Genomic DNA, 19,116 nt, shown 5'->3' with positions numbered 1-19,116 from the left:
GACTGACTATCCCCGCTCAACCGCCACCGGACAACCAGCGCCTCAGCCAGCCGTCATGCCGAGAGTGCGCATCACTTCGGCGCCCTTTTCCTTCGCGGCCTGAGCCTTCGCGACCGCGTCCATCACGTTGCCGGAGGTAAACGCGCCGCTCGCCTCCGCCCAACCCGCCTTGATCGCGTCCAGACCCGACTTCGCCGACTGGAAAGCCGCCGGTGCAATGTTCGCAGGCAATTTCTTCGACTGCGAGAGGATATCAACACGGCTCTGCAGCGCCGCGATCATCTGTGGCAGCTCGCTGCCGAGCGAGTTCCACTGGCCGGTCGCCGTGGCAATGGCGGACTCCAGCGCAGCTTTCTTTTCGGCCACCGTATCGCCCAGTTTGCCGATCGCAGCGGTGACGCCCGGCACCGCGGTCACGACTCCCTGGTAGTTGCCGGCCGCGAGATCGTCCTTGAGCGTCTTGACCTGCGTCTCGACGGACGCCAGCGCTTCCGGTGCGTATCTCGCGGCCGCATCCTTCACAGCCGCGAGCGAGGACTCGGCCGTGGCGACGGCCTGGGTCGCCGGCTCCTTCAGGTTGGAGCAGCCGACAGCGAGAGCCGCCGCGCACACGGCGGCCTGCCACATAGTTTTTTTCATCATTGACTCCTTGAGAGTTGCGGACCTGCGGCTACGGAATGCGCAGTTTCTGTCCAGGTTTGATCTTGTTCGGATCGGCAAGAATCCCGCGGTTCGCCTCGAAGATTTTCGCGTAGAGCATCGCATCGCCGTAATACTGCTTGGCGATCTTCGAAAGCGTGTCGCCAGGCACAACGACGTGGAACTGCGCGTACGGATTATCCGCCCCGGGTAGTTTGGTGTCATCGCTGCTCATTCTTCCTCCCGGCACGTCGTGCGGAGAATGAGACTAACCCCTGCTGTCGGCGAAACGGCGGAGCTGCATGAAATTTTACAGTTCGATGGCGCATTGTCAGGCGCGGTGGCACGCGCAATCGGGGGTTACCATGAAAACGGCGGCCAGACAGCCGCGAGCCTGGAGGACTCCCGTGGCACCCGTCACAGGTCGAGCGCCGCCTGCATTCGTCGCTGAGCCTTGAAATTGTGCAGCACTCCGGAAGCTGGAGAGATAGGCTTTGGCATGGGTGTGCTGGATAGTCATTAGATAGTGGGGGCTTTCATATGAATCCCGGGCCGAGCTTCCGCTCCATTGCTTTTTTTGCCCTTGCGACAATGCTTTCTGCCTGTGGAGGTGGTGGTGGCGGCGGTGGCACTACGACACCGCCGGCGACGCCACAAAGCCAGACTTTGAGCTTTGCGTCCGCAAGTGTTGTCGCATACAGCGGTGAAGAGCTGAGCAACAAAGCCACTGGCCAGGGCACGGGGGCGGTCTCCTACAGATCCGCGGATTCAACAGTCGCCACGGTAGATAGCCAGGGGAAAATCACGGCGGTGGCCCCCGGAAAGACCACCATAACCGCTTCCATACTGGGCGATGCCGCGTATCTCCCGGCCAATGCCAGCTCTGCCCTCGAAGTGATTCCAAAATATATCGCGATGTCGGCGTGGATTGGACCTGACGACTCCGAACTTCATTTTGGCGATGACGCCAATACCATGGCGCTATATCGCTCCACCGACAACAACTGCAATTTGACCGATTACATTCACTGTCCTTTTGGACAAATGAACGACATCAACGGCGTACCGATCGTTGATACGTCGGCGCAGCTCGCTCGAGCGGCCTTTTTTTCGCTGCACAAGGGCAACCGGAATGCGACCCAGGTGGTCGGCGCCCTGAAATTCTCGCCACGAAAAATGCATCAGGCGGTCAGCTTCAAAAACAAGCTGTGGCTGATTGGCGGCGCCGCCAACTACCAGGAATGGCAGTTGTCCGGCAACCGGAGCGACGTGTGGTCATCCGTCGATGGAATCAGTTGGGTCCAGGAAACTGCCGCTGCAGCGTTTTCGCCCAGGCATAGCCACCGGGTTGTTTCATTCAAGGACAAGTTATGGCTCGTCGGTGGGAGCAGCGCGTCGCAGGTCATGGGCGACGTCTGGTCCACGAGCGATGGCGTGAACTGGACGCAGGTGTTGGCCAATGGACCCTTCGGATCCAGGGCGAATCACCAACTCGCCGTGATGGGAAACAAGTTGTTTCTCATCGGCGGATCGTCGGCCGGCACGGAGAAGAATGATGTCTGGTCGACGCTGGACGGCGTGGCCTGGACTAACGAGACAGGTCAGGCGGCATTCGAGCCGAGATCCGAGCACGTGGTGATCAACTTCAATGGCAAGCTCTGGCTCTACAGTGGCAAACACAATGGCGCCACCCTGGACGATGCCTGGTCCTCGGCGAACGGCGCCCTGTGGACGAGGGAAAATCTGCCGGCGCGAGTCATCGACCGAAATGGATTCCAGATCGCCGGCATCAACGGCAAGTTGGTTTTGCTGGGCGGCGAATGGCACGCCTACGACACCAATGCCTGGACGTCGACCAACGGCGTGGACTGGGTTCCCACGTATGTCGGCGGAGAATTGAGTTACCGGAGCTTCCACCAGATGCTTGCCCACAACGGCGCTCTGTATGTGTTAGGCGGGAACGGAGCCTTTGGCCTGGAAAACGATGTATGGAAGTCGAGCGACGGCCTGCAGTGGACCGAAGCCACATCGAATGGCGAATTTACCGCGCGCTACAGCAGCGCGGTTGCGGAATTCAATGGCAAGTTGTGGCTGTCAGGCGGGCGAAACAGCAGCCAGGACAACACCAACGACGTCTGGTCTTCAAAAGACGGCATTTCGTGGACTCGTGCAACCCAAAGCGCGGAGTTCCCCGTACGACTTGGCCACCAGATGATCGCCTTCAACAACAGGCTTTGGGTGATCGGCGGCTTCTTCGATAGCCATGCCACCAACGATATCTGGTCGTCTGACAACGGAGTGACCTGGACAAAAGAAGCCGACCATGCCGCCTTTCCTGCGCGCGGCAATTTCAAGGTTCTCAGTTTCAGAGGCCGATTGTGGTTAGTCGGCGGCCAGGACTATGTCGACATACGCAAGGATGTCTGGACTTCAAGCGATGGAGTGATATGGACGCTGGTCGCCGACAATCTTCCCGTACTCAACAGACAACATTTTGGTGCCGCCGCATTCCACGACAAACTTTGGATATCTGGCGGTTTCAACGGCTTCAGCCTCGATGATGTCTGGTCCTCGCCCGACGGAATAAGCTGGAACTCGGTTACCGCGGCCGCCTTCCCGGTCCGCAACGGACATCAACTGCTTTCCCACGCCGACAAACTGTGGATCATCGGTGGCATCGGCAATGGCGCGCTCAGTGACGTCTGGTCGTCACCAGATGGCGCGACCTGGACGCCAGCCACCGCCGCGGCGGCATTTGGCGACCGCCACCTGTCCAATGCCATCAGTCATGACGGCGCGCTGCTGCTGCTTGCCGGCGTGAGCGGCAACATCAATCAAAACGACATTTGGTCATCTCGAGATGGCGCCGTTTGGAAAAAGGGGTTTCACACCACGTTTGATTTTTCGCAACATTGAGCACCGCGAAATCAATCGCAACGGGATGACCCGTGCCCGATTTTCGTAAATCTGCTAGCTAGAATTTCGGCACTTCTCAGGGTTGCTGGCTTCGAGGAATGGATCCCCTCGACCCCTTCGCGGCATGTCGCGCGTAGTAAATCACCGCCGCGACCCCCACGAGCGCCGCCGTCGCAATCATTTCCTTCAACGCCAGCGTGCTCAGCAACCAGCAGATGATCGCCGCCGCCGCAATCGGCACGACCGGTCCGCCCGGCACCACGAACGGCGTTCCGCCATCCGCGATCTTCCTGGCCCGGAGCCGCAGCACGCCGAGGCAGCAGATCATGTAGAGGACCAGCGTGCCCGCCACCGCCAGCAAGGCGATCTGCCGGAACGAGCCCGACGCCGCGATCAGGATGACCGCGGTCGCGTAGAGCGCAATCGCCACCGCCGGCGTCTTGAAGCGGCGATGCTCGGCGCCGCACATGCGCGGCATCTGCCCCGAATGCGCGAGCGCGTACACGACGCGCGGCGAGCCCAGCATGTCACCCGCCATGAAGCCGAAGGCAGAGACCAGCGTCAGCAGCACCAGCGCTTGCGCGCCCGGCGCTCCCAGCACCACACGAGCCGTATCGACGAGCGGCTGTTTCGAAGAAGCCAGTGCCGCTCCCAGCACACCCTGCGTCACGGTCTGCAGCCCGATGTACAGCAGCGCGATCATGGCGATCGCCATGGCGAGTGCGCGTGGAATCGTCCGCGCCGGATTCTTCGTCTCACCCGAAATGCTGAGCGCGGACTCGATGCCGACGAACGCGAAGAAGAGGATGAGCGTGGCATCGCCGATCTTTCCGGCCGCCGGCAGCTCGGTCCACTTGAGGTTCGCCGGGATGACGAAGAACGCCCCGACGATGACCAACAGCGCCAGCGGGATGAACTTCATGAATCCGATGGCGATGGTGAGCCAGTTGCCGTCGCGCGTGCCAATGATGTTGACCAGCGCAATGCTGCCGTAGAGCACGACCATCGCCGCGAAATTCCACACCGGATCCGCGAGAAATGGCCACACGCCGGTCAACGTGTCCATGAAAAACCGCGTGATGGCAGCGGCGCTGCCGATCGAACTCGCGAAGATCATCAGCACGCCCGCGACTCCGCCCACGACGGGTCCGAACGCGGCGGAGGCGTACGCGTAAAGTCCGCCAGCGTCCGACACACGGCTGCCCGCTTCCGCGAGGCAGAGCGCGATCAAGCCGAACAGGATCAGGCAGACCACATACGCCAGGACTGCCGCCGGGCCGAGCACGCCCGCCACGATGCCGGGCAGTCCGAAGATGCCAACGCCGACGACACAGTTGAATGCGGTGAATGCGACGCCGGAAACGCCGATGACGCGCGGGAGGTTCGAAGTGGTCACGGGAGGTTGGGTCCTCTTCTGATTTACCCGGAGTGTCGCATATCCGCTCGAATCGAAGCGTACTTCTGGACACGCCGCTGCGGACTGACGGTGGACCGGAGGCGAGTCGAAGGCCAATACACGGCGGATTGAACTAACTAGCTGCCCACTGATTCGGATAGTGCCCATTCGACACCTGGGCCGATTCAACAGCGCCGGCTGGTTCCTCGAGTCCGCTCGTACCCGCTACTCTTCCCCCGCCCCCACACTGGGCGCCAACTCCACGAAGGAGTCTGCAGAGATCAGGGGCTGCGCCTGCAGACAGAACACCGCGGCGACCTGCTGCTCCATCGATGTCTGCGGATCGGCGAGCGTATAGCCCTGACAAATGCGCCGCAGATACCGGGGGAAATCCAGCAGCAGGCGCATTTGCAGTCGCTGGGCGACTGCTTCCAGCTCATCGGTGATTGACTGTGGCGGCGCCTGCTTGAACGCGAACAGCAATACATTTGCGTCGCCCGAGACCGGAACCAGCAGCAGGCTTTCACCAAACGCGGCACGCGCCTGGGCGAGATTATCGACGTAGCGCTCGCACGGGCCCCAGAAGTTCATGACGAGCACGCCGTTGTCAGTCAACTGACGTGCGGCAGCGGAGTAGAAGTCGAACTTGGCCAAAGACAGCGCGATGCCTTGCGCGTCGAATGCATCGACCAACAGGACATCCATCTGTTCGTCGAGTCGCTCCACGTATCGGGCGCCGTCATCGTGCACCACGCGAAACCGCTCGTCGTCCTTCGGGACGCAAAACTCTTCACGCAGCGCGATGACATCTTCGTTGATCTCGACGACCGTGATCCGCGATCGTGGCAGATGGCGATAGCAGAACTTGGGCAACGAGCCCCCGCCCAGCCCGATCATCACGATGTGTTCCGGGTTTGGGTTGAACAACAGGAACGCCATCATCTTGCGCATGTACTGGGCGATCAGTGCATCGGGATCGGAGAGCAGCATTGCGCTCTGCGTCGCATCGTTCGTGAAATGCATGCGGCGCTCGAACGGCGTCTCGAAGATGTATGGCTGAGTCAGTTCGTTGCGCCAGGCCCTGTTCGACAGATCTTCACGGCCGACGCCTGATTCCGGTTGCATCACCCGAACCTTGCCGGGCTGGCAAGCCCAGGGACTCGCGAATTCCGTCCAGTGAAACTTTCCTGACTTATGCACCTGCGAACACCTGCGCACCAACGGGTTATGGCCCGGGCCTAGTGTTGCAGGATGACGCTCAAATGTGAATATTATGATAATGTGATTCGCATCCATTCACTCGAGGCAATCTCCTTGGCCATGGAAGAACGCACCGCGCGCCTGACGATCCTGATCGACCCGCGCAAGAAGGCAGTGTTCGAGCGTCTTTGCGCCGAAGAGGATTCGACACCCTCCCAGGTCGTGCGAAGGCTCATGCGTTCATACATCGAATCGCGCACCGGTAAGCCCTGGTCGCCGGAAGCGGACGCCAAGGCCTCGTCGCGCCGAAAGAACGGCTAGTGCGCGCGGCAGTTTCATGAGTAGTTTGGCCAGAAGATATCGCAGCGGCGGCGCCGACCGGCCCGATCCGGGTGTGCTGATGCCGCCGAATCTGCGCACGCTCGCCGTCGCACCCTTTGGCGACCCGCAACGCGCCCGCCTGCTTGCATGGTTGGGCGAAGCCGCCTGGCCGCGTGAACACATGGAAATTGCGATGCTCGAGGGTTACCTGGTAGCGCTGATTGCGTGGCCCGTGGACATCTCCTCCGGAGCGTGGCTGCCGCCGATCTGGGGTGAGCGCGGCTGGAAAGTGCCGACAAAAATCGCGGCGCGATCGCAATACGAGGAATTCGTCGCATTGATCGTCGGTTTCATGCAAGACCTCGATCGCAAACTTTCTACCCGGCCTTCACGATTCGAATCGTCGGTGCTTCACGGTCTGAAAGAAGGCGCGCGCATCGAGGCACTTCACGGCTGGGGAAAAGGATTCATGACGGCATTGACGCTGGGCTCGCAAGGACTCAAGTGGCGCAGCGCCAGCGCAAGCGTCGCCGTTCGGGCTATCGCTGGCAGTACGTCGGCATCGGCGCCCTTCGGCCCGCATGCGATTGAAGAAGTCGTAAACGCCGTCATGGCGTTGATGGAGCAACGCGCTTCCCGGGGACCTTTAGGCCCCCTCGAGGTCGCTGCCCCGGTCGATTCGCCGATCAGGCGTGCGACACTCGCCGAGCCGGCTGCGAACTCGCGGAACGTCGCCAAACGCCCAGACTGATCAGGGCCGTCGGCGGGCCGCGTTTATTGCAAGTGCAATACGTGCCCGTCCAGCAGATGCCATTCACGCGCGTCGACCAGCATCGCAAGGTGCGCGAGGACGATGTTGGGTGTGCGCAGCTCGATCACGAGGAAGCGGTCGATGACTTCGCCCGGCGCCGCGTGCAGCTCCGGATCGAAAAGCCGCGGCTGAAAAATGCCGCGTTCAAGCCCTTCGAGGCTGTGCGGCCAGTGGAATCCGAGCGGACAGATGCCGAACACGTGCGCATCGGGCAGTCCCAGGGTCTTTGCCCATTGGTACCCCACGAAGCGCTTTGCGACCGCGGCAAACTCTTTCGGCCAGTCGCTCTCGGATTGGAGGACGGCGACATCGAGGCTCGAATTCCATCTGACGTAGCTGCCGAGCATGTCGGCTAGCGAATGCATATAGCGTCGGACGGGCAACTGGTGGCACCGCCCGGAGCATCGCGCGCGTGATCGGGAGGCATCTGGATAGTAAGACGAGCGAGAAGCGCAAATCCCTACCCGGAGACTCGCCTTTCGTCAGTGGCGCAGTCTTTCGGTCTGAAGGCGACTCTTACGACGTACCCTTCCCGCCGGTTTTCGCCGCCGTCCCCCCACAAAAATACTTCATGCGCTCGCGCACCAGCCGCAGCCCGTATTCCTGATCGAGCTGCGAGAGCCGTCCGGAGCTGCGGATCTTCTCGGCCGTCTCGAGCACCTCGCGATAATTGCCGCAGGCGAGCTGCACCTGTCCCGCATCCGAGCGCACGTCGCCCAGCATGGCGAGCGCGATCGAATAGTCGCGCGCCGCGCTCCAGTTGTCCGGTGCATCCAGCCACAGCTGTCGGCGGTGCGCCACGGAGCGCTCGAGCACCGCGATGGCTTCCGCAAAACGATGCAGCGTTGCCAACGACTGCGCGTGCGCGTTGGCGATGATGTCGAGGCCGTGCGTCAGGTCGCGATCGTCGGGCTCGAGCATGTTCAGCTGTTTGTAGAGTTCATGTCCCTGCGCGAGGATGGTTTGCGCTTCAGCGCCGCGCCGCAGCTCCAGCAGCGTCGAGCCCAATTGCCAAGCGGACAGTGCGAACGCGCGGTTGACCGACATATCCGCGGGCAACGCCGCCGCCATTTTCTCGAGCCATCCATATTCGTCGCGGTAGACGCGTTCTGCCCCGGCCGCGTCGCCGCCGTAATAGATGCTGTCGGCCATGATGTTCATCAACCGCGCGCGCTGCAGGATCAGGGCACGATTTTCGACCGTGGGGGCAATGGCTGGCGTCATCTGCGCGAGCGCGCGCTGCGCGACGGTCTCCGCTTCCTTGTACTTGCCGCCCCATTGCAGGATGGCCGACTGCTCGACGGCGATGTCGCGACGCAACGCCAGCAATTGCGCATCGGCGGCCGATTCCGGACTCAGCGAATCGAGCAGTGCCGTCGCCGCATCCAGCGCACGCTGCGCCGCAGGGAAATCCTGATCGCTGGTGCCCGCAATCCGGGCGCGCGCGAGTTCGACCCGCCCCAGGACCAGCGCGCGATTGAACGCAAACTCACGATCGGTCGGCAACATGCGCGCGAGCTGCGCCGCCAGGTCGAGATTGGCGCGCGCATGCGCCACCTGATTCAGGCTCGCCCTGCCCGGCTCGGCCTGCACCTGCGCGAGCCGGCGCAGACCTTCGATCACTTCCAGGCGCACCAGCGGCGGCGCATTGGGATCGTGCGCAAGCCGATCCAGATAACGTTGGCCGGCCTCGGCAATATCCCTGCGCAGCGCCAGTGCGCGCGGCACGCCTTCGAGCCGGTCGTAAATATCGAACAGCACGTAGTGCGAGAGCTGGCGCGCATCCGCAAAGCGCTGATCCGCGCGATCCCGCGCCGCCTCCGCGCGCCCGAACAACACGGCGAGCGCAATGGCCGCGGCAAACAACGCCGCGGCGCCCACCATCGCGGTGGTTGCCGCCAATCGATGGCGCGACAGCAGTTTGCCGAACGCATAGAACCAACCGCCTCGATAAGCCTCGACAGGCCGTCGACCGAGCCAGCGATTCAAGTCGTGGCCGAGCGCCTCCACGGACGGGTAGCGAAGCTCGGCATTCTCATCGCGCGCGCGCCGCACGATCGCATGCAGATCGGCGGGGATTTCCGGGCCGCTGCCCAGCAGCTCTTCGAGCAACACCCCGAGCGAGTACACGTCGTCGGCCGTGGTCGGCACTTCGCCGCGGCGACGCATGGGGCTGGCGTATTCGCGCGTCAAGGCGAACGGCACGGGCATCGCGTCGACGCCGGCATTCGCCATTCGCGCGACGCCGAAGTCGAGCAGCTTCACGCTGCCGTCACCGGTCACGAGGATGTTGTTCGGCTTGATGTCCGCGTGCACCACGAGACGCGAGTGCGCGTAACGCAGCGCCGCGCAGATCTGCATGAACTGCCGGATCTTCGCATTGAGATCGAGCCGCTCTTCCCGCACGTACTGCGTGATCGTGCGTCCCGCGGCGAGCTCCATCACGAAATAGGAATGACCGTCTTCGGTCACACCACCGTCGAAGAGCTGCGCGATGTTCCGGTGTTGCAGCCGCGCGAGGATCTGGCGTTCGCGCGCGAACTGCTCGGCCCCCACGCCCGCCGACACGGCGCGGCGCATGAGCTTGATGGCGACGGTCTGCTCGAACACGCCGTCGTCGCGTTCCGCGGCGAACACGCGGCCCATGCCGCCGCGTCCTAACAACTCTCCAATGCGATAGCGGCCGATCCGTTCCGGCGGCGGCCCATCGAACTCGGCAACCGCCATCGGCAGTACGGTAGGCAGATTGTGATTGACGGTCCCTGTCGCTTGCAGCAGCTCGAGCGACTCCCGCGACAGCGCCGGATCGTCGGCCGTCTTCTCCCGCAGCCAGGCTTCGCGCAGGTGCATCGGCAGATCCAGCGCGGCCTCCACCAGCTCGAGGATGAGGCGTTCGCGAACGACGTCCATTCGTTCTCGCGCGTTACCGGGATTGCGCGGTGCGCGCCGCCTGCGAGATGTCGCGCAGCAGCCAGGCGCGCGCCACATCCCACTGCCGCTTGACGGTGGCCGGTGAGATATCGAGAACGTCGGCAGTCTCCTCGATGGTCAGGCCGACGAAGAAACGCAGCTCCACGAGCCGCGCGCGTTCGGCGGACACCGTGCTCAGGCGCTGCAACGAATGATCGAGCTTCTCGAGGTCGAGATCGATCGTCGCGACGCCCTCTTCGAACAACGTGGTGAAGACCGAAGGCAATTGACGTTTCTCGGCGCGGAAGCGCCGTACTTCATCGAGCAGCGCCTGCCGCATCACGGTCGCGGCAGTCGCGAGAAAATGTGCCCGGTCCTGCCATTTCATGACATCGAGCTTGAGCACGCGGATCGCCGCCTCGTTGGCGAGCTCGGTCGGCTGCAGATGCAACGACGCGGCATCACCCGCGAGCATGCGCCGCGCGAGCCGGCGCAATTCCGCGTAACACATCTCGAGCAGGCGATCGCGGGCCGGAACGACGCCATCACGCGCCTCGCGCCACAAAACGCCTGCTTCGGATACGAGCTCGGCCTGATTCATCGGCAGTGGGAACGATCGGAATCTGCGGCGATCACGGGTTATTCTCTTGGACGCAGTCGCGTGTGAACGATATCGAAATCCCCGCGACATCGTAGCAGCGGCACCCGGTGCAGCACCGCGAACGCAGTTCAAGAAAATGACGTCCGCCGGCTTTTTCGCCGTCGCGTTCTGACAAGCGTCGAATATCTTTACAGTCCGTATGGCATCACAAACGCGTCGGGCGCTCCTCGGTACCGCACTGGTGTTTGCGTGCGGTGTGCGGCCTGCGATCGCGCGCGCCGGGAAGCCGCTGCTGGACATCCCTCTCGGCAAAGATGCCGCCGGCCGCCTGCTGGCACCCGTATATGTCAACGGCCACGGTCCGTTCCGCTTCATGCTCGACAGCGGCGCGAGCCATTGCGCCGTGCCGCGCGACCTCGCGCGGCGTCTGGCGCTTGCGCCCGCGAGCACCGGGACGATGTCGATCGACAGCACGACGGGCCGCTCGAGCACGCAGGCCGTGGCGGTCGACTCGCTCGAGGTGGGCTCGTTACGCATCGAGCGGATGTCGATGCCCGTCATCGACGCGGCCGAAGGAATCATCGGCGCCAATGCGCTCATCGGCACGCGGCTGGATGTGAACTTCGACACCCGGCGAATCGTGCTGTCGGGCGGCGCGGACCAGACCGCGCCGGACACACGGACGGCCATACCGCTGCAGCAGCGCTTCGGCGGCCTGCTGCTCGCGAGCGGGAAGATAGGAACTCTGGATTGCAGTTTCATCATCGATACCGGCGCGCAGCGCACGATCGGCAATCCCGCGCTGGCACAGCGTCTGAACATGTCCGCCGCCGCGCGCGCGTCGGATCCACTGATCGTCGCGACACCCGATGCGGCGATCGCAGCGACGCTCACGCTGCCGGCGTTGCCGATCGCCATCGGCGCCGGCGCCGCAACGACCATGCGCATCGCCTGCGCCGACCTGCCGGTCTTTGCATTGTGGCAACTCACCGAACAGCCGGCAGTCCTGCTCGGCATGGACTACTTCTCCCGCTGCGCGCGTTTCGTCATCGACTATCGGCATTCGACACTCGCCCTGCGCAGTCGCTGAAAAACTCACGGATGCGGCAGGAAGGCCGGCGAACCGACCAGCACCGCGCCCGTCTCCTGGTCGACCACCACGAACAGCACCGGCGTCGGCAGGTTCAGTCCGAGCGACCGGTACACCGAGTGGAATCCATTCGCGTACTCGATCGACGCACACAACGGTCCCGGCTCGAACAGGCATTCGGTCACGGCCGCGTGCGGTGAAGGCGTCTGGTAGACGTTCTCGAGCTCCTCGCGAATGCGTTGTTCGGCGTCGGTCAATCCGTCCAGCTGTTTCTTGCTCTTCTTGTAGAAGTCGGTGAGACCGTCGTACACGTCGTCGAGGTTCTTCGCCTTGGCCACATTCGTGGCGCTGCTGCGCAGGCCACCGAGCGCCTTGATCTTCTCGACGATGTCGGAGAACACATTGAACAGCTCGGGCCCGATGATCATGACCTTGTTGAGTGCCGGATGCGCACCGTTCAAACCGATTCCCTCCATCGTGCTGTACGGCGCCTCGAAGATGTTGATCGACAGCGACGAGGCGGTGGTGACGGTCAGATCCGCGGCGCCCGTCTCCGCCTTGATGTGGTGGGCGGCCGCCAGGATCGCCGCGCCACCGATCGCACTCGTGGCCGCGGCCTGATAGAACTTGCGCACGGTGTAGCCGTCGCCCACCGCATCCACCGCCGCCTGCACGGCCAGCGTCGTGAGCTGCTCGGCGAGCGTGGAGAACAGATAGACCTGTTCCGCGCCGGCAGCCGGCAGCGCGGCGCGCTGCGCAACCCAGACGTGGCGCGCCGCATCCGGCTGCAACGCCGCGACGCTCGCGTCGTAGTCGATCAGTCCGGGGAACGGCCGCCGCCGCGCGGGCAAACCGAACGCCGCCGCCACATCGTCGACCAGTGCATCCATCACGCGCGGAATCCGCTGCGACATGAGCTCGGCATACAGCCCTTTCGCAGCGACGATTCCATACTCGCCCGGCGTGACGGATCGCAGCCGCTCGGCACGCGCGTTGAAGGCGCGGAACGCAGCGATGATCTGCGTGTATGGCTTGTTAGGCTGGCGCAGCGCCGCCTCGAGGTCCTCGAGATCGTCCGCCGCGTCCGTGAGGATCGTTTTGTTGAGCGCATCGTCCGGCGTCTGTGTGACACCGAACGCGGCGAGATCGGCCAGCGACGGCGGGAAACCGTCTTCGGTGACCACCGGCACCGCGAGGCTCAACTGATCGATGTCGAGCGCGCGCCAGGTGTTCACCCAGTCCGTCATGCGCGCCGTCATCGTCGCGGTCTCACCAGCCAGCCGCGCGGCATTCGCCTCGGCCAGCAGGCGGTCCATCGTGAGCAGCGTGGAGTCCAGCTGCGCGAACATCGCCAGCTGCGTGGGTTTCGCTTCGGTATTCGGCTGCACGACCACGAACTCGGCCACGGCGGTGCGCCCGCTGCTGATCACCGTCAGGCGATAGCGGCCGCGTGTCGCTGTTCCGAACGAGATCGCGCCGCCGGACACCGAGGGCAAGGGACCGGATGCTGCGGACACAACGCTCACGTTGAGACTCGCCGCCGGTGTGCCGATGACATGCCCGTTCAGATCGGTTTCAGCCAGCGTGAACGCGATCGGCTCGTTGGCCGGCGTCACGATGCGCGACAGCTGCAGGTTCAGTCCGTTGCCGGACGACACGACAAGCGTGAGCGCACCGGGCGGCACTTCCGTACCCGCGACGATGGATTGCGATACGACGACGCCCGCCTCCACCGTCTCGCTGAACACGCGCGTGACCGTCGGCGTGAAGCCCAGCGAGGTCAGCGCGGCCGACGCCACGGCTTCGAAGCGGCCGACCACATTCGGCACGATCGCCGGCGCCGGGCCTTTCGATACGGTGACGAGCACCGTCGTGCCCTGCGGCTGCGAGGAACCCGCGGCCGGTGTCTGCGCGATCACCGTGCCCACCGGCTGGCCGCTGAACTGCTCCTGCAGCACGACGCCGTTGAATGCCAGCGCCCTCAGCGCCTGGATCGCCGCGGTCTTTGCACTGCCGACGACATCCGGCACGGCCGCAGGCGCGGACGTGGTGACGTTCACCACGAAGGACTGCGTGGTCTGCGCTCCGCGCGAATCCGTCGCCGCGAGCACCACCGTGACGCGGCCGTAATCACACGGCGAGCCGTACGATCCGCACGGACCGGTGTCGAAGCGCACCGCGCCCGTCGCGGCGGTGATGCTGACCCACGACGGCGCGTTGACGATCGAATACGTCACCGTGTCGCCCGCGTCAGGATCGGCGGCGGCCAGCTGATATAGATAGTCCTCCGCGCTGCTGGCCTGGATCGCCGTCGGCGGCCGCGAGGTGATGACGGGCGGCTGATTGTCCGGCGCAAGCGTGATGAACACGCGCGCCGCGTTCGACGTGCCCGAGCCATTGTTCGCTGTGTAGTCGAACGACGTGCCGCCCGCCTCGCGCGCATCGCGGATCGTGCCGAGCTGGCGCGGATTGCGGAAGCTGCGGTCGATAGCCGGGTTGTAGAACACGTGACCGCTGTCGTCGACGTCACCCACGCGGTATTGCGTCTGGTGGAACGTCTTGCCCGCCGGGAGCCAGTCGTTGTTCGCGGCGCTCAGCACGAAGGAGCCGTCGCCGCCGAGCGTGCCGTTGCCCTGGCCGAACGACACGACGTCCGCGTGCCCGTCGTTGTTCCAGTCGGCGACGAACGTCATGCGCGGCACCGCGCCGCTCGCGATGCGCTGGCCGGCCTCGAAGTTGACCTTCGCGGTGCCGTCGCGGCCGTCGAGGATGTGAACGCCGAACAGCGAGGAGACCACCACTTCCCTGACGCCGTCGCCGTCGAGGTCGTAGACCTGCACGTTGGTCTTGGTGGTCTGGCGGTATTCGCGATACGGCGCGGGATTCACCACGCTGTCGGGCAACACGAAGGTCCACTTGAGGACGCCCTCGGTGCTCATTGCGTACACCATGGAGTTGGAAGTGACGAGCAGCTCCGGCGTGACGTCGCCATCGACATCGGCGATCGTGACGTAACTCGACATGTACGCCGGATGCAGCGGGATGCGCCGCTGCTCGACACCATTGGCGTCATAGATGATGAACCCCGAGAATCCCGGCAGCGGCTCGCCGTTGTACGGTCCCATGCCTTCACGCACGTGGAAGTGCACGACCTCGGCACGGCCGTCGCCATCGAGATCGGCGACCGCGACCTGCGAAGGTTCGGCGGCGGTTTGCCAGGCCAGCGTCCACTGGCCGTTGACCAGGCGCCACACATCGCTGCCCGAAACGATTTCGACCTGGCCGTCGCCATCGAGATCGGCGGTGAACGGCGCCTGGAAATCGCTGGTGAAGGGGCCCGCGTTCGCGAGACCCGACCCGTCCAGGTAACGCGGCGGCGCGGTCAGCACCTGCTGCACGCTGCCGTCGACGGTCGACAGGATGAAGGTCGCGCGGCAGCCCTTGGCGAGATCCGCATCGTTGCCGGTGACGAGCGCACATCCATAGCTGTGATACGCGAGCGGACCTTCCGGTGTGGGCGACAACGCCGTGCCCGCGTCCGCCGTGACAGTGCGGCGGAACAGGATCACGGGCCGCGAGTTCGGCGTGAGGCGCGCCACGGACGGAGCGACCCTGCCGAACGTGTCGTACGGAACCGGCGTGGCTTCGGGCGGGCAATATCCGTTGCCATACGCGCAGAAGATCGCGAGGTAAGGCTTGGTCGCGGACGGCGCGACCCACTTGGTATGCCCGTTGTGATCCGCCGCGACGAGCCGGATCTCATTGCCGCATTGGGAGAAGTACACGTATTCCGATTGACCGTCGTCGTCGATGTCGGCCAACAGGCGGTGCAACGAAACGCCGAGCCAATCGAAGCAGCCCTGGATATTCGCGCGGTCGGCGTGCCACAGGATCGATCCGTCGCGGCCGCTGATCGCCGTGTGGTTCTGGTTGAACCAGTCGTAAACCAGATCGGGGAATCCGTCGCCGTTCAGATCGCCGATGACCGGCGCCGTGTACACATCGTTGATGAAAATGCTGCGCGTGAGCGGACGCGCCGTGACCGCGAACGGTGGGCGCGGGTTCGTCGCTGGCGCCACATACGTGAAGCTGCCGTTGGTGTTGAACGTGGTGAGCGTTCCGAGCGCCGGATCGCTGCCGCGGATCGCGCTCAGGGGCGCACCATCGGCATCGGCGTCATTGGCGAGCACGCCGGGCGCCGTCACGGAGAGCGTCTCGCCGAATTTCACGTGATAGCTGTCGTCGCGCGCCAGCGGCACGGAGACGGAACCGACGGTGAGCTTGAACACACCGGCAGCCGTTGCGTTCGCCGGATCGCGCACGCCGACCTTGACGAAGTAGGTGCCGCGCTGCGCGGCGGGCCAGCGCAGCGTGTTGCCGGCCAGGCTCATGCCCGCGGGGCCCTCGATCAACTGGAACGTCAATGCATCGCCGTCGGGATCGGTGGCGCTGAGAGTCTTCTGGTAGTTAGCTCCCGCGCCGATGGCGTCGTCGCTCAATGCGCCGAGACTCGGCGCGCGATTGGCGCTGACGACCGTCACATGGAACGTCTTCGTATCGGAGAGGCCAGCCGCATCGCGCACCGTAATCGAGAAGGTATGCGCGCCCACCTGCGTCGTGCCCGGAGTCCAGGTCAACGACTCGGGCGCGCTCAGCGTCGCGCCCGCAGGGCCTGCATCGATCGTCAACGACAACGTATCGAACGGATCGGCGTCGCTGACGCCGAGATGGAGCGACAACGTCGCGCCTAGCGCGAGGGTGCGATCTCCAATGGCAAGCAGCGTCGGCGCGGTGTTCGTCGCGGCGGCCACCACGACGCTGACATCGTCGCTGGCCGTCACGGCGCCATCGTTGGCCGTGAGGCGAAATACATAGCTGCCCGTTGCGGACAGTTGAATGGACGTAGCCAGAGACGCCGCATTGCCGATCGCGGCGACCGCCGGGCCGCCGATCTGCGACCAGCTCACCGTCAGATGCGCGGGCGTGGGCAAGCCGTCATCACTCGCGGAACCCGACAGCGCCAGCGACGCGATGGCACCGCTGTATGGCAACGTGACGAGCTGATCCGCACCGGCATTCACGTGCGGCGGCGCGTTCGACGCGCCCACGACCGTGACGGTAACCGTTGCGCTGGCTGTCAGCGCACCGTCGGTCACCACGTAACCGAACGTCGCAACGCCGGCGAATCCGGCAGCCGGCGCAAAACGCAGACCGCCGCTGACCGCCGTCACGGCGCCGCCGCTGGCGGGCTGCGTGAAGCTCGCAATCGACAAGGTCTGTCCCGCATCGGGATCGCTGTCGTTGGCCAGCACATTGATCGTCACCGCCGTTCCCGCCGGTGTCGATGCCGCGTCCGCCACGGCAACCGGCGCACGATTGACCGGCAACGGCACGGTGACGACCGCTGTATCGGGCACGCTGTTCATCAGCCCGTCGTTGACGATGAGTTGCCCGACATAGAGACCGGCCTTGTCGGGCACGAAGCCCGCCACGGGCGTATTGGTGGCACTCAACACCGACGCGCTGGCCGCCGGACGCGATTGCCACGACCACGAGAAACTCAGCGCGTCATTGTCCGCATCGCTCGAGGCGCTGCCGTCGAACTGCGCCCGCACACCGATCGCCACGGTTTGATCCGGCCCCGCATTCGCGACCGGCGCGGAATTCTCGGTGCTGATCGTGACTTCGTCGGGACTGCTGGAGAGCTGGCCGTCGGAGACGACCAGGCGGAATCGGTAACTGCCGGCGCGTTCGAGCCGCACGGTCGGGCGCACGGTGTTTGCGCCGCTGAGCACCGCGGTACTGCCCACGGGCGCAGACACGAGGGTCCACGCGAACGACAGCGCATCGATATCGGGATCCGACGAGGCGGAGCCGTCGAGCGTGACGAGACTGCCGCGCGCGACCGTACGGTCGACTCCGGCATTGGCAGTCGGCGTGGAATTGATCGTGGAGATGCGGACCTCGTCCGCGAGGCTGCTCACCCGGCCGTCTTTGACGACGAGGCTCAGCACGTAGGTGCCGCCGCGATCGGGCCTGAACGTTGGCATGCCGGCGGTGCTGGATGACAACACCGCGGTGCTGCCGGCGGGACGCGACACCATCGTCCACGCATAGGTGAGCGGGTTGCCGTCGGCATCCGTCGAGCCGGTGCCGTTCAACGCGACCAACGCGCCCGTGCGCACTGTCTGGTCCGGCCCGGCGTTCGCGATGGGACGCGTGTTGGCGGATACCGCATTGATCGTCCAGTTCAACCGGGCCGGATCGAACGCGACGCGGCGATCCTGCCGCAACGTGAACGTATCGGTGCTGACGCTGGTGCTGCCCGCGGCGAGCGTGCCGAGCACGACGTCGTTGTCGAGGAGGGTCGTGGTGGCGATGGAACTCGTCACGCTCGCGCTGGCATTCGTCAGCGCACCTCCCTGGTTCACGACGCGGATGCGGTACGTGAAGTCGCTCAGGTAGCTCGAATAACGCTGACTGGAAACCAGCACGAGCTCGGTGACGTAGGCGGACGGCGTCTGCGCGACGCCCGCGCCGGCCCAAGACAGCGACAACAGAACGAGCAGCGCATTAAGGGACCACGAACGGACGGCATCACGCATGAGCGCGGGTCTCCGCAGACGCGCGACGGCGCAGCGCGATGAAAGCCAGCAAACCGGCGCCAAACAACGCGAGCGGCGCCGGCTCGGGAACCGGCGTCGCCGCCGCTGCCAGCGACGTGAAGCCTGTGTCGATGGTCGTGAAAGACGCGGGATCGATGATGTCGAAACGCTGCGAGCCCGGCGCCCCGTCCAGCAGCCAGTCGAACAGGATCGAGAAGGAGCCGAGACTCTGCCCCGGCAGCACGCCCCCCGACAGCGCGAGCACGTCGATGAAGCCGTCGTCCGGCAGTAGCGGATCGGGTTGGGCGATGAAGCCGTCCCAGTCGCCGGGCAGGCCGAGCCCGCTGAGATTGGCGTACTGACCGAGGCCGAAGAAGATCGTGAACTCTTCTATTGGAGCGGTGAGCGTGTCGTTGTCGACGGTGTAGTCGTAGCGCCAGGTATTGCCACTTACCTGGGTGGCTTCGTACTTGATCAGCGTCGCGAAGCTCGGCGCGGAACACGCCATCGCGAGCAACCCGGCGAAAACATGCAAACGCAGCCGACGGCCGACGCCTGGCCAGAATTTCGATACGCCCATCTCTGCCTCCCCATGCCACCGGCGCGCAGCGCCTGATGGACATAACC

12 protein-coding genes and 1 pseudogene are annotated in these 19,116 nt (G+C 64.4%); 4 read left to right on the top strand and 9 right to left on the bottom strand.

From position 1 onward, the window contains the following. Window positions 1–42: 42 nt before the first annotated feature. Window positions 43–639: a hypothetical protein gene (locus tag WDO72_17735; protein ID MEJ0087519.1), complete on the bottom strand. Its 597-nt coding sequence runs from the start codon at window positions 637–639 to the stop codon at window positions 43–45. Window positions 640–670: 31 nt separating this feature from the next. Then, window positions 671–835: pseudogene (locus WDO72_17730) on the bottom strand (LysM peptidoglycan-binding domain-containing protein). Between the two features lie 344 nt (window positions 836–1,179). Here WDO72_17730 and WDO72_17725 point away from each other — a divergent pair. Further along, window positions 1,180–3,555: an Ig-like domain-containing protein gene (locus tag WDO72_17725; protein MEJ0087518.1), complete on the top strand. Its 2,376-nt coding sequence runs from the start codon at window positions 1,180–1,182 to the stop codon at window positions 3,553–3,555. A 76-nt stretch (window positions 3,556–3,631) separates the two neighbouring features. On the opposite strand, the gene WDO72_17720 is transcribed toward WDO72_17725, so the two are convergent. Continuing rightward, window positions 3,632–4,951, bottom strand: a complete 1,320-nt coding sequence (locus WDO72_17720) for an APC family permease (protein MEJ0087517.1) — start codon at window positions 4,949–4,951, stop codon at window positions 3,632–3,634. A gap of 225 nt (window positions 4,952–5,176) precedes the next feature. Beyond that, window positions 5,177–6,076, bottom strand: a complete 900-nt coding sequence (locus WDO72_17715) for a fused MFS/spermidine synthase (GenBank protein MEJ0087516.1) — start codon at window positions 6,074–6,076, stop codon at window positions 5,177–5,179. Window positions 6,077–6,271: 195 nt separating this feature from the next. Here WDO72_17715 and WDO72_17710 point away from each other — a divergent pair, with 195 nt between their 5' ends. Both WDO72_17710 and WDO72_17705 read left to right on the top strand, forming a co-directional pair. Continuing rightward, window positions 6,272–6,472: a CopG family transcriptional regulator gene (locus WDO72_17710; GenBank protein MEJ0087515.1), complete on the top strand. Its 201-nt coding sequence runs from the start codon at window positions 6,272–6,274 to the stop codon at window positions 6,470–6,472. Window positions 6,473–6,488: 16 nt separating this feature from the next. Further along, window positions 6,489–7,223: a YecA family protein gene (locus tag WDO72_17705; protein MEJ0087514.1), complete on the top strand. Its 735-nt coding sequence runs from the start codon at window positions 6,489–6,491 to the stop codon at window positions 7,221–7,223. 23 nt (window positions 7,224–7,246) lie between these two features. On the opposite strand, the gene WDO72_17700 is transcribed toward WDO72_17705, so the two are convergent. The 3 genes from WDO72_17700 to WDO72_17690 form a co-directional block, all read right to left on the bottom strand. After that, the gene (locus tag WDO72_17700; GenBank protein ID MEJ0087513.1) at window positions 7,247–7,648 is read right to left on the bottom strand and encodes a hypothetical protein; all 402 of its coding nucleotides are present in this window, start codon (window positions 7,646–7,648) and stop codon (window positions 7,247–7,249) included. Window positions 7,649–7,799: 151 nt separating this feature from the next. After that, the gene (locus WDO72_17695) at window positions 7,800–10,193 is read right to left on the bottom strand and encodes a protein kinase (GenBank protein ID MEJ0087512.1); all 2,394 of its coding nucleotides are present in this window, start codon (window positions 10,191–10,193) and stop codon (window positions 7,800–7,802) included. Window positions 10,194–10,206: 13 nt separating this feature from the next. Further along, entirely contained in the window at window positions 10,207–10,794 is a 588-nt protein-coding gene (locus WDO72_17690; GenBank protein MEJ0087511.1) for an ECF-type sigma factor, read from the bottom strand. A gap of 199 nt (window positions 10,795–10,993) precedes the next feature. On the opposite strand from WDO72_17690, the gene WDO72_17685 reads away from it, so the two are divergent. Further along, the gene (locus tag WDO72_17685) at window positions 10,994–11,884 is read left to right on the top strand and encodes an aspartyl protease family protein (GenBank protein ID MEJ0087510.1); all 891 of its coding nucleotides are present in this window, start codon (window positions 10,994–10,996) and stop codon (window positions 11,882–11,884) included. Window positions 11,885–11,889: 5 nt separating this feature from the next. On the opposite strand, the gene WDO72_17680 is transcribed toward WDO72_17685, so the two are convergent. Together WDO72_17680 and WDO72_17675 are read right to left on the bottom strand one after the other, a co-directional pair. Next, window positions 11,890–18,489, bottom strand: coding sequence for an Ig-like domain-containing protein (locus WDO72_17680; protein MEJ0087509.1), 6,600 nt, complete (start codon window positions 18,487–18,489; stop codon window positions 11,890–11,892). Next, window positions 18,482–19,069 (bottom strand): PEP-CTERM sorting domain-containing protein, encoded by a 588-nt coding sequence (locus WDO72_17675; GenBank protein ID MEJ0087508.1) that lies wholly within the window; start codon window positions 19,067–19,069, stop codon window positions 18,482–18,484. The genes WDO72_17680 and WDO72_17675 overlap by 8 nt, the downstream gene beginning before the upstream one ends. Window positions 19,070–19,116: the final 47 nt, after the last annotated feature.

The organism is Pseudomonadota bacterium, from assembly GCA_037200975.1.
Classification (GTDB): domain Bacteria; phylum Pseudomonadota; class Gammaproteobacteria; order Steroidobacterales; family Steroidobacteraceae; genus CADEED01.
Note: the sequence above shows the minus strand (reverse complement) of the source record. Positions and strands in the feature narration are given on the sequence as shown.